The sequence below is a fragment of the Geobacillus sp. FSL W8-1251 genome (genome assembly GCF_038005945.1).
Lineage (GTDB): Bacteria > Bacillota > Bacilli > Bacillales > Anoxybacillaceae > Geobacillus > Geobacillus stearothermophilus.
In genome coordinates this window covers 2,892,063-2,904,644 of record NZ_JBBOUF010000001.1, presented here as the reverse complement: position 1 = coordinate 2,904,644, position 12,582 = coordinate 2,892,063, and the positions used below count along the sequence as shown (strand labels likewise).

The window sequence follows — 12,582 nt, the reverse complement described above, 5'->3', positions numbered from 1 at the left end:
AGTGATGTAATCGATTACATCACCGTGCAAAAAAATCCGCCCGTTCCCCGCACCGGACAGAGAGCGCTGTCAGCCCCTTTGCCCAGAGCGCTCTCCTCCACACGAATCGCGAATGACGAGCCGATCGGGAAGAACAAGCTGACGCCGCCGCGCGCTCGTTCCTTCAATGAGCGCAAGCAGCAATTCCATCGCTTTTTGGCCGATCTCAAACATCGGCTGGGCGATCGTTGTGAGGCTCGGTTCAAAAATCGAGGCCATTTGAATGTCGTCAAATCCGACAACGGCCACATCGTCGGGAACGCGTCCGCCGCGATGGCGAATGGCTTTAACCGCCCCGATCGCCATCTCATCGTTGGCGGCGAAAATCGCGGTCGGCGGCTTCTCAAGAGCGAGCAGCTTCAGCGTCAAATTATATCCGGACTCATAGGTAAAATCGCCTTCCTGCACGAGCGCAGCGTCCGCCTCAAGCTCATGCTGGGCCAGCGCCTGTTGGTAGCCGCGCAGCCGATCGCGGCTTAAAATGATGTTCATCGGCCCGGACAGGTGGGCAATGCGGCGATGGCCGAGGCGGATCAAGTGTTCTGTCGCTTTGCGGGCGCTGCTGATATTGTCAATGGACACGGTCGGGATATCCGTCCCTTCGAGATACTCGCACGCCAAGACGATCGGAAACTGGCGCGCCATCTCTTCCATCAGCTCTTTGCGGATGCGGGCGGTCAAAAAAATCATCCCGTCGACTTGCCGCTGCGGCAATACGTTCAAATATTGCTCCTCAAGCCGCGCGTCATTTTGCGTATCGCCAAGCAGCACTTGATAGCCGTGCTCGAGGGCGACCGCTTCAATGCCGCGCAGCACCTTCGAGAAAAACGGATTCGTAATATCGGGCACGACGACGAGCACCGTCTCGGTCTCCATCCGCCGCAAATACCGGCCGAGCACGTTCGGCTGGTAGTTCAGCGCTTCAATGGCTTCAAGCACGCGCTGCCTTGTCTCCTCGGTGACGTTGCCCGTGTTGCGCAACACGCGCGACACGGTCGCCGTCGATACGTTCGCCCGTTTCGCCACATCTTTTATGCTTGCCATTGGTCGTAGTCCTCTCGCTTATGTAATCGATTACATTACCATCGTATCGGAAAGACAGGACGGTTGTCAATCGTTGTTTTTTCGATCCGTCTTAGACATGGGTTGCTCCTTCTTTTTGGCGAAATGCCGTTGATTGGCTGGTGACAGCCGTTTTTCCACCAGCCTTCTCGTAATCGATTTTTTATAGTTTCCATGCAGGATTTTTTCTTCTGCTCACGAATCAGTTGATAATGTAACATTTCAAAGCGAGGTGATCGAATGGCCATTGACCATGACCGATTGTTCAAAGAGCTGATTCAAACGTTCTTCGAAGAGTTTCTCCTTCTCTTTTTCCCCGACATGCACGAACACATTGATTTCCGCCATTTGTCCTTCCTGTCCGAAGAACTGTTCACTGATGTCACGGCAGGTGAAAAATACCGCGTCGATCTATTGGTCGAGACGAAGCTGAAAGGGGAAGACGGGCTGATCATCGTTCATGTGGAGAATCAAAGCTACGTGCAACCATCGTTTCCAGAGCGCATGTTTATCTATTTCAGCCGTTTGTTTGAAAAATACCGCACCCGCATCGTTCCGATCGCTGTCTTCAGCTATGAGGCCTTTCGCGAGGAACCATCCGTATTCTCAATCGAGTTTCCCTTTGGCGACGTGCTGCAGTTTCGCTTTTTCCCCGTAGAGCTGCGCAAGAAACATTGGAGAGACTACATCCGGCATGACAATCCGATCGCGGCTGCCCTCCTTGGCAAAATGGGGTATACTGAAAGTGAGAAAGTCGAGTTGAAAAAAAGTGTTTGCGCATGTTGGTGCGATTGGAGCTGGATAAAGCGAGGCAGCGGCTCTTGTTGGGCTTTTTTGAAACGTATGTGAAGCTGTCGGAGGAAGAAGAACAGCAACTGCAAAGAGAGGTGAAGGCGATGGAAACGAAAGAAAGAGAAAAAGTGTTGGAGCTGATCATTTCCTATGAGCAAAAGGGAAGGAAAGAGGGATTGGAAGAAGGAATGAAACGCGGGATTGAACAAGGGATCAAGCAAGGAATGAAACAAGGAATGAAGCAACTGATCCGCAACATGGCGCGCAAAGGAATGACGGTGGAAGACATTGCCCGATTGGTGGATCTCCCAGAGGAAGATGTTCGGGGATTGCTTGAAAAGTAGGGAAATCAAAAGCAAGTGGATGGCCCTGGAAAATACCGAAAGAAGACGGTTGGCGGCGACAAGCGGCCAACCGATCGTCGTACGAACAGCATGGCCTAAAGATGCCCGGAGACCGCCGTGTTTGTGAAGCCCGTGACTTTCGAAGATCTAGTGCCTAAAAAAGCCTAACCAACCATCTATGAATCATTGGGAGAGGGGAACTCCATGGAAATTAGAAAACCAAACGATTCGGAATACAAAACGATTTTATCACTTACACCACAAGCATTATTCGAAGGCACATTAGGCGAAGTAAAACCGTCAGAGGAAAAAGTCAAACAGCTGATTGAGCCATTATTGCAGAAAGGGAGCTATTATTTGATCGCAACGGAAGGCAATCATCTGATAGGTTGGATTTTAATCGGAGCAAGTCAAGACCTGCTTACTGGGAAAAGATATGGATTCATCTATGAATTGTTTGTGTTAGAAGAATTTAGAGGAAAGGGAATGGCAAGGAAATTAATAGAAGCCGGCATCGAACATCTGAAACAAGATGGATATTCAGAGGTTCGTTTGCGTGTATATGCAGGGAATCAAGCGATGAAACTGTATGAAACATTCGGATTCAAGCACCACACCATTATCATGAGCATGAACGTGTAAGGCAAACATATCCCGCCCACCGGCATCCTTAGCAGGCGGCAAGAAGAAGCGCCCTTGCCTGAACGCAAAGGCGCCCATAATGGAGTTCAGTCCGATTCATCTAATCAATCGCCTGGCGTGCGCGATCTTGCAGCATTTTCACCCCAGCGAGTGAAATCAAGCCCATGACGACGATATAGAAGGAGATGGCGGTGGCGCTGCCGTATTTGTGCAACAGCCATGTGCTCACGAGCGGCGCTGGGCCGCCGGCGATGATTGAGGCCAGCTGGTAGCCGAGCGAAGCGCCGCTGTAGCGAAGCCGCGTCGGGAAGTTTTCCGCGATCATGGCCGCCTGCGGGCCATACAGCATGCCGTGGAACACCATGGCCACGACCGTCGCCAAGAAGATGAGTCCGACGCTTTTCGTATTGACCAGCCAGTAATACGGAAACGCCCAAAGCATCAGCAAAATCGTGCCCGTCATGTAGACGCGGCGGCGACCCCACCGATCGGATAAATGGCCGGAATAGACGATCGAAAGCGCGTTGATCACCGCGGCGATAATCGTCGCATTGACGAAAATGCTTTTTTCCATCCCCAAAAATGTCGTCCCATAGCTGACGAGAAACGTGACAAAAATATAGAATGACCCGTTTTCAATCACCCGCGCAAGCGCCGACCAAAGAATTTCGCGTGGATGTTTCCAAAAACAAAAGGATGCCGGCCGGCCCCCTTTGTTCTTCCTTATTCTTTTACCGAACCGGACGTGAGCCCGGAAACGATGCGGCGCTGAAACAACAGCACCATGATCACAAGCGGGATCGTCACCACCACGGTGGCTGCAGAAATTTCGCCCCACGGGATCGTATACTGGCCTTGGAACATGGCAATGCCGACCGGAACGGTTTTGTATTTTTCCGCCGTATTGATCGTCAAGGCAAGTGAACTACCCCCACTTAATTTTCTAGCGAAAATTTGAAGTGGGGGCTTCCAAAGAAGTTTGACTGCTTCAAGCAATCCTTATTCTTTGAGGCGTGTCCACTTCGCCGCTAGAGCATAAGACACTCAGGTCTACAGCTTTACTTTTCTTTAAGATGTTTAATGCGCCATTGACATCAGCATTAATTAGTTTGCCAGACTTTGTTCGATACAAGCCGCGCTTAATACGTTTGCCGCTGAACTTATATTCTTTTGGATTGTCGGCATTATATTCAGGAATCTCATCGCCGTCAAAAAAGCTGGCTTGAGACGTATATGATTCTTCCTGTTTCAAGAATTCAATGCCGTAAAATTTACAAAGATATTCTAGTTTTTCTTTTATGTTACCGAGAGGAATATTGACAAAGTTTTGATTTGTCTTTTTTCCTAGATTCATATTGCGTTGCCATGTTTCCGCATAGCCAATGACAAGTTTGCCAATTTGATTTTCAATACAGTAGTTAATGATGTAACGGCAAGTCTTGTTGATATAATCATTCACTTTATTATTGCGATTCATAGCAAGCAAAGCCTGTTTACGAGTGGTGCCTTTGATTTTTTGCTTATCTTTTATGCTTTGAAGTCTGGCATTTTCTTTGTTAAACCATTGATTGATACTTTTTAATCTCCGCCCATCAATGATGAATGATCTGCCGTCTATATTTTACTGAATCTATCCTATTTTCAGCAAAATATAGTTAAGGCGATTCATCTCCCACTTACTCCGCTTCGCTTCGTTGAAGTGGGAGTCTTCTCGCCTAATTAAGTTAAATTTTGGATTTGTCAAACACCGCATGGCATCGCGTATAGTGGTTGCTTCGACTGCCCCAATCACCTCCTGGACATGACATCCATTGACTTTTGACTTGGCATCCCCCACTGCTTGTCTATGCATCGATTGTTTGTAATCGATTACATACAAATGGGCGAATCATCCTCGTTTTCGCTTGTCTGTCCTTTTCTCGCCAAAAGCCGAAAAGCGGGCATCGTTTTCCGTTTCTCCTTTTCAATGAAGACAGCCTGTCTATCAGCATCGCGCCCCTTGTCCGCTTTGTCAGCTTATTATGTAATCGATTACAAAACCATCTTACATCGCCGTAAAATCGTTCGTCAAGCCCCCAAATTCTTTTTTTGCCCTATAAACAAAGAACCCCAAGCCGTTTGGCTTGGGATATGCCTCATACCTCCACCGTCTTCCCTTCCTCGACGATATGATAAAGCAAATGGGCTAAATGGTGAATCGGGCCGTATTCCTCTTCGCCATCTTCCGCCATTTCTTCTTCGTCGGCGAATTCAAGGTCATTTAAGTAAAGCGCCATAAATTCGTAAAAGTCTTTCAGCTCAAAGCTGTAGCACGCGCTCGGGTCTTCGCTGTCTTCTTCGTATTGAAGCATTAAATACGATACCTTGCCTTCGTTGTCCTCGGCGTCAAAAAAGACGAAATAGCCGATGTTCGTGTCAAGGTCAAACAGATGCCGCGTCCCGCCTTCGGTCGCCTTGTCAAAATCCTCTTGGCTCAACTTGCCGACGTTCATCGCTTCGACGTCGTCTTCGCGGTGAAACTGGACCGTAAATGTTTTCATCGTGATTTCCTCCTTAGAAAATGCTTAATGAATACGTTTTTGACAGCCGCTCGAGCAGTTTCACCCCGGTCAAGCTGTTCCCTTTATCATCGAGAGCCGGGCCGAAAACGCCGATGCCGCACCGCCCGGGCACGGCAGCGAGAATGCCGCCCGAGACGCCGCTTTTCGCCGGAATGCCGACTTTGATGGCAAATTCACCTGATGAGTTGTACATGCCGCACGTGACCATGAACGTTTTGCAAATGCGGGCGACATCAAGCGGCATGAGCGGCTCACTCGAATGCGGATCGCGTCCGTCAAGCGCGAGCACCAAGCCGATGCGCGCCAGGTCGATGCACGTCATTTCGATGGCGCACTGTTTCGTGTACAATTCCATCAGCTCTTCGACATCTTCATCAATGATACGATGCTGCTTGAGAAAATAGCAAAGCGAACGATTTAAAAACGCTGTTTCATATTCGGAGCGGGCCACTTCGTCGGAGTACGAAATGCGTTCGTTGCCAGCGAGACGGCGGACGAACGCTAACAGCCGTTCCAGCCGTTCGGACACCGAGCCGCCTTGAATCATCGACGTGACGACAAGCGCGCCGGCGTTAATCATCGGATTCAGCGGTTTGGCAGGCTTTTCCTCTAATTTGGCAATGGAATGAAACGGATAATCCGTCGGCTCCATGCCGACTTTATGGAACACCTCATCCTCGCCCCGGTCGATGAGCACAAGGGCGAGCGCAATAATTTTGGAAATGCTTTGCAGCGTCACTTTCACCGTCACATCCCCGGCGCTTACCACCTCGTCATCCGGCGTGTAAATGGCGATCGACAGCTCATTCGGGTTCGCCTTGCCTAAGGCGGGGATGTAGTCAGCCACTTTTCCGTAGCGGGCGTACTGCTTCGCTTCTTCGACAAAGCGGACCAGTTCTTCTTGGTTGTACACAAGCATCACCGATCGTTAGTATCGCCTGTTTTTTCCTTTTCTATGCCCAAGTGTGTGGCAAACAGCCATCGATTCCCCCGCAGGCAGCCTCTTGCCCCCCGCCTGATGGATCCGCCCGCGACAAACGAACAAGGGGAGCATGCGGTTTGAACAGCAGCCGTTTTTCTTATTCTTCTTCGGCAAATACGTTTTTCAATTCGATCACAAATCCGGGAAACATGCGAACAGGAATCGTATCATCGCGGACATACATCCCTTGGTGGCGGAATCTCCCTTCTTCGAGCACATAGACATCAATCGTCTCATTCATCGGATCGACAATCCAATATTCTTTCACCCCTGCCCGCTCGTAACGGTGAAATTTGACGATTTTATCCTTGCGCACCGTTGATTTTGAAATAATCTCCACAACGAGATCCGGCACGCCAACAATTCGTTTTTCACGAATTTTGTTTTTGTCGCAGACAACGACAAGATCCGGCTCAACCCATTCGCGAATTTGTTCCGGATCATCCCGATCCGCCAAACAAACGTCGATCGGAGCGCCAAATACGGTGCATTCTTTCCCCCGCAAATATGTCGCAAATTCCACCAACAATTCACGTTGCACTGCCTGATGTTTCGGCGTCGGAGCGGGAGACATGTTGAAGACTTGGCCGTCAATGACCTCATATCGTACATCTTCGTCGAGCATCATGTATTGCGCATAGGTGAACGGCTGCCCTTTTTCCGGCATCGGCATCAAAACGGCCTCCTTTCCCGTTTTCTTTATAGTATACTTGAATACCGCCTGGCAACCTAGCGTTTTCTTTTTCTCCACAACCCGTTGTAGGCAAGGGAGAACCGTTTCAAGTATAATGAAAAAGAGGTGAGGAGCATGCAAGAAGCCATCAACATGTCCCCGTCCCCGTCATGGGAACATCAAATCGTTTGCGACAATCTTGTTTCCATGATCAAAGGAAAAAGCCCATGTCAACCGATTTCAAACTTATCCGTGAAACTCGAAAAGAACGGAAACGTGATGAACGAGTTTATCCAGCCGGATGTCGCTGTCTATTGCGAACGGCCGGAAAAAATCATCGGCGGCTATAAGGGGCGGCCGCTCATCGTCATCGAAGTTGTCAGCCCGTCAACCTACAAAATCGATGTGACGCTGAAAAAAGATTTGTACTGTGCCTACGGAGTGGAAGAATACTGGATCGCCGACCCATACAACAAAACGATCCGTCAGTGCACACTCGAACATGATCGATACGCCGAGACGATCATCGCCTGCGGAGAAACGTTCGATTCTGTGATCGGAACGATTGACACCGCGCTCGTTTTCCAAGGCGTGTAGAAGACGGGGAAAACCATTCTTTTCGGCCTATCGGCAGTTTTTGTGGCGGAAGTCGAGTCGATTTTGCAAAGTTCCTCAACTTAAAAAGAGTCTCTGCTGAACAACTCGTTTCCAATCACGAGTTCTTTAGCGGGATATCTTGCATGCTTTGTCGTATAATCAATGGCGAATTCTCTGTCGCAAAAGCAGGGGCGGACAGACAGAGGAAGATACGTTCAAAGGAGCATGAAAACAGAAAAAAACAGACTTGTCAGCAACAAGGATGCCGATAGTCTTTCAACGGCATCCTTTTCCAACTCAACGCAAAATTCGCCATTGATTTTGTCCTGCTTTTCTTGTATAATCGAAAATGTCTCACCATCCATTTCGGGATGTAGCTCAGCTTGGTAGAGCACACGCATGGGGTGCGTGGGGTCGCAGGTTCAAATCCTGTCATCCCGATCGAAGGAAACCAGCCGAAAAAACGTCCGGCTGGTTTTTTTGTTCTCTCACGCGTTTCCTCCTCGTGACGCCGTTTTTCCCTATGAAATCAATCCAATCTGCCTTCCTGCCCAAGCGATACGGTCAACCGCCATATCAATGTCTTCTTCCGTCATCGCCGCGGTGATGGAAAAGCGAATGCGCGCCGTTCCCTCAGGGACGGTCGGCGGCCGGATGGCGACGGCTGCAATGCCTGCTTCCTGCAGCAACTCGCTCATCGCCACAGCCTGGTCGTTCGGGCCGACGATCACCGGAACGATCGGCGTCTCGCTGCCGCCGGTGTCAAACCCAAGCTGTTTCAGTTTCGTGCGGAACTGTTCGCTTAAGGCGTGCAGCCGCTGGCGCCGCTCCGGCTCGGATTGAACGATATGAATAGCCGCTTCATTGGCGGCAAGGACCGATGGCGGCAAGACGGTCGTAAAAATGAAGCTGCGGGCGCTGTTGATCAAATAGTCGACCAGCCACGGCTCTCCTGTTACATACGCGCCGAAGCTGCCGAGCGCTTTGCTGAAGGTGCCGATGGCGAGCACATCCTCTTCCTTCTCAAGCCCGAAATGGTGAAGCAGCCCTTCGCCGTTCGGTCCGAACACACCGCCGCTGTGCGCTTCGTCGACAATCAATATCGCGCGGTAGCGCCGTTTCAACTCGACAAGCTCCGGTAGCGGCGCCCAATCGCCGTCCATGCTGAAAACGGCATCGGTGACGATCCATTTCCGCTTACCGGGCGGAGATTGCTTCAACAATGACTCCAGCTGATTCATGTCGTTATGACGATAGCGGAAACAGGCGGCTTTGCTCAAGCGGATGCCATCAATCAAGCTCGCATGGTTCCACTCATCGCTAAAGACAAGATCATCTCGGCCAATTAACGCTGTCAACACGCCGATGTTGGCCGTGTAGCCGCTGTTGAAAATAAGCGCCGCTTCTGCCTTTTTCCATTGTTTCAATGCGGCTTCCGCCCGCTCATAGAGCGGGTGATTCCCAACGATGAGCCGCGATGCGCCCGCTCCAGCCCCGTAGGTTCGCATCGCCTCACAGCCCGCCTCAATCAGCCGCCTATCATCCGCTAACCCTAAATAATTATTGGACGCTAAATTCAACATCGGCTTTCCGTCCAACATGACCGAAGCGCCTGACGCCTCTGCCCGGCGCAGCTGGCGTTTTTGCGCTTTTTGTTCCCATTCGAGCAGTTGGGCGGTTAGTTCGGTTTTCATCCCCATCCCCCTTATATGTAAACTATTTATAAAAAATAGTTTACATTAAAACGTGTGAATCGGCTAGGAAAAGATGGTCGGTTTTGTTGATTGATTATTTAGCACATTGTTTTGAAAATTATTCTTTCCGATCTCGGCCACATGCATAGTTCAATCGCACACCTGTCATACTATGCGTGTTATCGGCAAATAAGGAGGTGTTTCAGATGGATGTCCGTCGGGCGCAAGAAATCGCGTCGTCGCCGGTGATGGCAAACGTCACGTACAACGGCCAGCGCATTTACATTGAGCATGTCGACCAGCAAAAAGGCGTAGCAACGATCCACCCGCTTGACAACCCGAAGCAAAAACAAAGCGTGCCGGTCGCCAGCTTAGAAGAGCATGCTTAACCGCAAAAAAGCGAGAGAAAGGAATCGCCCTTTCTCCCGCTTTTTGATTGAATCGGCCGTCAGCTCTTCCCGCTCTTTGTAGGCCTCTTGCACCGTTTGTTCCTTCATCGCTGTCCGGCCTGCCGTCCGTGTGTCGGCGGCGCGGGCCGGATGCCCGGCGCGTTGGTTGTCCGGTTTCCGTTTCATCGCCCTCCCCTCCTTCATCCCTAGCATGCCCCGAATGAGACGGGTTTACGATAGCGAAGGGGAAAGAGAGCATTCTCGCCTCAAACTATTTATGAACGGTTGCGCTGTTCTTGCTGCTCATAAAGAAACGATTGAACGATGAGATACAAATTGCCGACAACGATGATGACGAGAAACAAAACAACCCTCATCTCCCCGCGCCAAAACGCGGTGAGCATCGACAAAATCCCCATCACGATAAACACCTTGCCGCCAAGGCGGTGCGTTTTGTTCCAAACGGCCCCGCTTTCCAACGTCCACGGCGTGCGGATGCCGATAAAATAATTCGGTTTGATTTTCGGCATGTAGTTTCCCAACACGATGAACAGCACTCCGACACCAATCAGCACAAGCCGTCCAACATCAACCGGAACTCCGAGATTGTACGCCAATGTTGCGATATGCAGGAGCAAGAAAAAGAAGGCGAGCGCCGCGTTGACAATGCGATAGCTTTTTTGAAAACGGCCGTAACTTTCTTTTTTCGGGTCAAACTTCGGCAACACTCCCATCAACATGATGAGAAGTGTCATCAATAAGGGGGGAAGGAAGGCACCCAACCATTTGTTGCTGAAGCCGTCGGCTTCACCCGCTGCGTTCCAGTGAATGGCCACTTGATCCGGCAAATAAGGAATGGCAGCCAGACTGATGACATAGGCGAAAACTGTAAGCATGATCGCAAGCCGATTACTCTTCCACATGTTTCTCTCCCCTTTCGACAAAATCGTAAAACCAGCGCAGCAAATCTTGAAACACCGTCGTGTTCAGAGAGTAGTAGATATGCTGTCCCTCACGCCGGTCTTGCACCAAATCAGCCTGTTTGAGAATTTTCAAGTGATGCGAGACGCTCGGTTTTTGCATATCAAAATGCGAAGCGATCTCCCCTGCTGTCAACTCCCCGTTCCGCAACAAGGATAAAATTTTCCGGCGCGTCGGGTCGGCGATCGCTTTAAACGCTTCGTTGAATGACAATGGCGATTCCACCTTGCAAACGAGTTTTCGTTGGATGAACCGCTAAAGGGGCATCTTTCGTTTATCACAGCTTCGTACGCGGCACATGCAAACGATTTTTCATGCCGGTCTATAGTTAGACATTTAGGAAATTATCTAAATACGGACAAAAACATTCGATATTTAGACATCTTTCTAATTAAAGAATATTCCATTTCCATTGGATTGTCAATGTATTTTTCGACTTTTCACCTCTCACATGCGGCATCCGACCGCTGCCCCTCGATGAAAGAGAAACAGCCCAGCGCCACCCCCTCCGCCACTGGCGGAGGGGGATTCCCCATTAACTTCCATTAACCCCCCGTCGGCCAAGCGGCGAGCAGCCGCTCGCTTTTTTCGCCATCAGTTCGTCTGTTAATTGCCGCAAATTGTCCACCGTGATCCCCCTTTTTTCGGAAAAGGCGGGGCGGCCCGCGCCAAACTCCGCCGCTATATTTATTCTCTTGGAAGCAGCTTTCGCAATACTTTGCCTGACGGCGTCGCCGGCAATTCATCGATGAATTCGATATAACGCGGATACTTGAACGCCGCCATATGCACTTTCGCCCATTCGATCAACTCAGACGGCGCCACCTTTCCTTTTTCCACCCCTTTTTCCCGCAAATAGCGGGCAAAACGGTGAACGTGATCGAGCAAGGTTCCCCACGTGATCACCTTGTTATAGAAAATGTACGCCGGCTCGTTTTCCTCGCGTTCGCCGCGATGGCGCAAATAGCCATAGAGCGGCTGTTCGCCGAGCTCATAGCGGAGTTCCTTCGGCAGCCCGCTCGGCCAGTATGGGCGTGTTTCATTCATTCGTTTCACCATCCCTTATAAAAAAATACTGAATGGTTAGTATGTTACCTTGCAGAAAACGATTTCAAATACTTGTTCATGTCTCCTGCTTCATCCATATGCATATCATTTCGCCGTCATTCGCCAAATTCCTTTCTCGAACAGCCAATCATTTTATCCGACGCGGCAAACGACCACCCCCTTCCACGTTGGAGAAGGAGCGGCCGTTCGGAAAAGGAGGAAGCCTGAAGCAGCGCATGCGGCTTGGTGACGGTCATTGATGCGATGAGGCCGGTCGGTGTGGACGATGCGTTTTATCCCTCCACCAGTGGCGGAGATATGGCAGCACCCAATGATCCAAGCCATATCGTCCCGCATTGGCCCCGGCGACGAGGAGAAAGACGGTAAGAAGCACCATTTGCGGGTTCGTGCTCGTCGTGCCTGAGAACATGAAGGCGAAGTTCATCACAGCTCCCATGAGGGCGGCAAACGTCGTAAACAATCCGAGAATGAGCGCGATCCCGACGAGAAATTCACCCCATGGCACAAGAACGTTGAACAATCCGACATTCGGCAACGCCACGTGTTCGATAAACGCCGCCCACCAGCTTTGCACGGCCGGATGTTCCCCAGCGGCTTTCGCCAACGCTCCTTTTAAAAATCCGGTGGCGTCAAACCCTTGCGTGATTTTTTCCCACCCTGCCGTCATCCATTCATATCCTAAATACAAGCGGAATACGACCATCAACACCGATGCCGTGACGTGTTCGCGCAACCATTTGACAACCATCGTGTTTCTC

At 50.4% G+C, this 12,582-nt stretch carries 14 protein-coding genes, 1 tRNA gene and 3 pseudogenes; 5 read left to right on the top strand and 13 right to left on the bottom strand.

Features of this window, described 5'->3' with window-relative positions:
- Positions 1–69 precede the first annotated feature (69 nt).
- On the bottom strand, positions 70–1,083 hold the full coding sequence (locus NSS88_RS15400) for a LacI family DNA-binding transcriptional regulator (protein ID WP_341085209.1): 1,014 nt from the start codon (positions 1,081–1,083) through the stop codon (positions 70–72).
- A gap of 258 nt (positions 1,084–1,341) precedes the next feature.
- Between NSS88_RS15400 and NSS88_RS15395 the strand changes: the two are divergent.
- Together NSS88_RS15395 and NSS88_RS15390 are read left to right on the top strand one after the other, a co-directional pair.
- Positions 1,342–2,237, top strand: a pseudogene (locus NSS88_RS15395) (Rpn family recombination-promoting nuclease/putative transposase).
- A gap of 204 nt (positions 2,238–2,441) precedes the next feature.
- A complete protein-coding gene (locus NSS88_RS15390) occupies positions 2,442–2,879 on the top strand; it encodes a GNAT family N-acetyltransferase (RefSeq protein WP_061580961.1) in 438 nt (145 codons plus the stop codon).
- Between the two features lie 100 nt (positions 2,880–2,979).
- Here NSS88_RS15390 and NSS88_RS15385 read toward each other — a convergent pair whose 3' ends face one another.
- From NSS88_RS15385 to NSS88_RS15360, 6 genes and pseudogenes are all read right to left on the bottom strand, one after another.
- A complete protein-coding gene (locus NSS88_RS15385; RefSeq protein WP_328074984.1) occupies positions 2,980–3,606 on the bottom strand; it encodes an MFS transporter in 627 nt (208 codons plus the stop codon).
- Positions 3,603–3,797 (bottom strand): annotated as a pseudogene (locus NSS88_RS15380) (carbohydrate ABC transporter permease); the annotation flags it as partial. The pseudogene NSS88_RS15380 and the gene NSS88_RS15385, both read right to left, overlap by 4 nt.
- Before the next feature lie 70 nt (positions 3,798–3,867).
- Positions 3,868–4,494: pseudogene (locus NSS88_RS15375) on the bottom strand (RNA-guided endonuclease TnpB family protein); the annotation flags it as partial.
- Positions 4,495–5,014: 520 nt separating this feature from the next.
- Positions 5,015–5,419, bottom strand: coding sequence for a hypothetical protein (locus tag NSS88_RS15370; RefSeq protein WP_020279271.1), 405 nt, complete (start codon positions 5,417–5,419; stop codon positions 5,015–5,017).
- A 13-nt stretch (positions 5,420–5,432) separates the two neighbouring features.
- Entirely contained in the window at positions 5,433–6,359 is a 927-nt protein-coding gene (glsA, locus tag NSS88_RS15365; protein ID WP_055358990.1) for a glutaminase A, read from the bottom strand.
- Between the two features lie 160 nt (positions 6,360–6,519).
- Positions 6,520–7,095, bottom strand: coding sequence for a Uma2 family endonuclease (locus NSS88_RS15360; protein WP_055358991.1), 576 nt, complete (start codon positions 7,093–7,095; stop codon positions 6,520–6,522).
- Between the two features lie 135 nt (positions 7,096–7,230).
- On the opposite strand from NSS88_RS15360, the gene NSS88_RS15355 reads away from it, so the two are divergent.
- Both NSS88_RS15355 and NSS88_RS15350 read left to right on the top strand, forming a co-directional pair.
- Entirely contained in the window at positions 7,231–7,692 is a 462-nt protein-coding gene (locus NSS88_RS15355) for a Uma2 family endonuclease (RefSeq protein ID WP_061580688.1), read from the top strand.
- A 367-nt stretch (positions 7,693–8,059) separates the two neighbouring features.
- A tRNA-Pro gene (locus NSS88_RS15350) sits at positions 8,060–8,133 on the top strand.
- Positions 8,134–8,213: 80 nt separating this feature from the next.
- Here NSS88_RS15350 and bioF read toward each other — a convergent pair.
- Entirely contained in the window at positions 8,214–9,386 is a 1,173-nt protein-coding gene (gene bioF / locus NSS88_RS15345; protein WP_341085208.1) for an 8-amino-7-oxononanoate synthase, read from the bottom strand.
- A gap of 206 nt (positions 9,387–9,592) precedes the next feature.
- Between bioF and NSS88_RS15340 the strand changes: the two genes are divergently transcribed.
- A complete protein-coding gene (locus NSS88_RS15340) occupies positions 9,593–9,775 on the top strand; it encodes a small acid-soluble spore protein H (protein WP_049624782.1) in 183 nt (60 codons plus the stop codon).
- Here the strand turns inward: NSS88_RS15340 and NSS88_RS15335 are convergent.
- The 5 genes from NSS88_RS15335 to NSS88_RS15310 all read right to left on the bottom strand — a co-directional run bounded on the left by NSS88_RS15335 (position 9,758) and on the right by NSS88_RS15310 (position 12,572).
- On the bottom strand, positions 9,758–9,961 hold the full coding sequence (locus NSS88_RS15335) for a hypothetical protein (protein ID WP_049624781.1): 204 nt from the start codon (positions 9,959–9,961) through the stop codon (positions 9,758–9,760). The genes NSS88_RS15340 and NSS88_RS15335 overlap by 18 nt on opposite strands.
- Positions 9,962–10,050: 89 nt before the next feature.
- Positions 10,051–10,698 (bottom strand): SdpI family protein, encoded by a 648-nt coding sequence (locus NSS88_RS15330; protein ID WP_341085207.1) that lies wholly within the window; start codon positions 10,696–10,698, stop codon positions 10,051–10,053.
- A complete protein-coding gene (locus tag NSS88_RS15325) occupies positions 10,685–10,969 on the bottom strand; it encodes an autorepressor SdpR family transcription factor (RefSeq protein ID WP_015375228.1) in 285 nt (94 codons plus the stop codon). Before NSS88_RS15325 ends, NSS88_RS15330 begins: the two co-directional genes overlap by 14 nt.
- Before the next feature lie 474 nt (positions 10,970–11,443).
- A complete protein-coding gene (locus NSS88_RS16780; RefSeq protein WP_049624779.1) occupies positions 11,444–11,803 on the bottom strand; it encodes an AMP-binding enzyme in 360 nt (119 codons plus the stop codon).
- A 253-nt stretch (positions 11,804–12,056) separates the two neighbouring features.
- Positions 12,057–12,572, bottom strand: a complete 516-nt coding sequence (locus tag NSS88_RS15310) for a DoxX family protein (RefSeq protein ID WP_033017197.1) — start codon at positions 12,570–12,572, stop codon at positions 12,057–12,059.
- Positions 12,573–12,582 lie beyond the last annotated feature (10 nt).

Excerpts from the sequence above, each read along its gene's own strand:
- NSS88_RS15400 (WP_341085209.1), bottom strand. The coding sequence starts at position 1,083 with ATGGCAAGCATAAAAGATGTGGCGAAACGGGCGAACGTATCGACGGCG.
- NSS88_RS15390 (WP_061580961.1), top strand. The coding sequence starts at position 2,442 with ATGGAAATTAGAAAACCAAACGATTCGGAATACAAAACGATTTTATCA.
- NSS88_RS15370 (WP_020279271.1), bottom strand. The coding sequence starts at position 5,419 with ATGAAAACATTTACGGTCCAGTTTCACCGCGAAGACGACGTCGAAGCG.
- glsA (WP_055358990.1), bottom strand. The coding sequence starts at position 6,359 with ATGCTTGTGTACAACCAAGAAGAACTGGTCCGCTTTGTCGAAGAAGCG.
- NSS88_RS15360 (WP_055358991.1), bottom strand. The coding sequence starts at position 7,095 with ATGCCGATGCCGGAAAAAGGGCAGCCGTTCACCTATGCGCAATACATG.
- NSS88_RS15355 (WP_061580688.1), top strand. The coding sequence starts at position 7,231 with ATGCAAGAAGCCATCAACATGTCCCCGTCCCCGTCATGGGAACATCAA.
- bioF (WP_341085208.1), bottom strand. The coding sequence starts at position 9,386 with ATGAAAACCGAACTAACCGCCCAACTGCTCGAATGGGAACAAAAAGCG.
- NSS88_RS15340 (WP_049624782.1), top strand. The coding sequence starts at position 9,593 with ATGGATGTCCGTCGGGCGCAAGAAATCGCGTCGTCGCCGGTGATGGCA.
- NSS88_RS15335 (WP_049624781.1), bottom strand. The coding sequence starts at position 9,961 with ATGAAACGGAAACCGGACAACCAACGCGCCGGGCATCCGGCCCGCGCC.
- NSS88_RS15330 (WP_341085207.1), bottom strand. The coding sequence starts at position 10,698 with ATGTGGAAGAGTAATCGGCTTGCGATCATGCTTACAGTTTTCGCCTAT.
- NSS88_RS16780 (WP_049624779.1), bottom strand. The coding sequence starts at position 11,803 with ATGAATGAAACACGCCCATACTGGCCGAGCGGGCTGCCGAAGGAACTC.
- NSS88_RS15310 (WP_033017197.1), bottom strand. The coding sequence starts at position 12,572 with ATGGTTGTCAAATGGTTGCGCGAACACGTCACGGCATCGGTGTTGATG.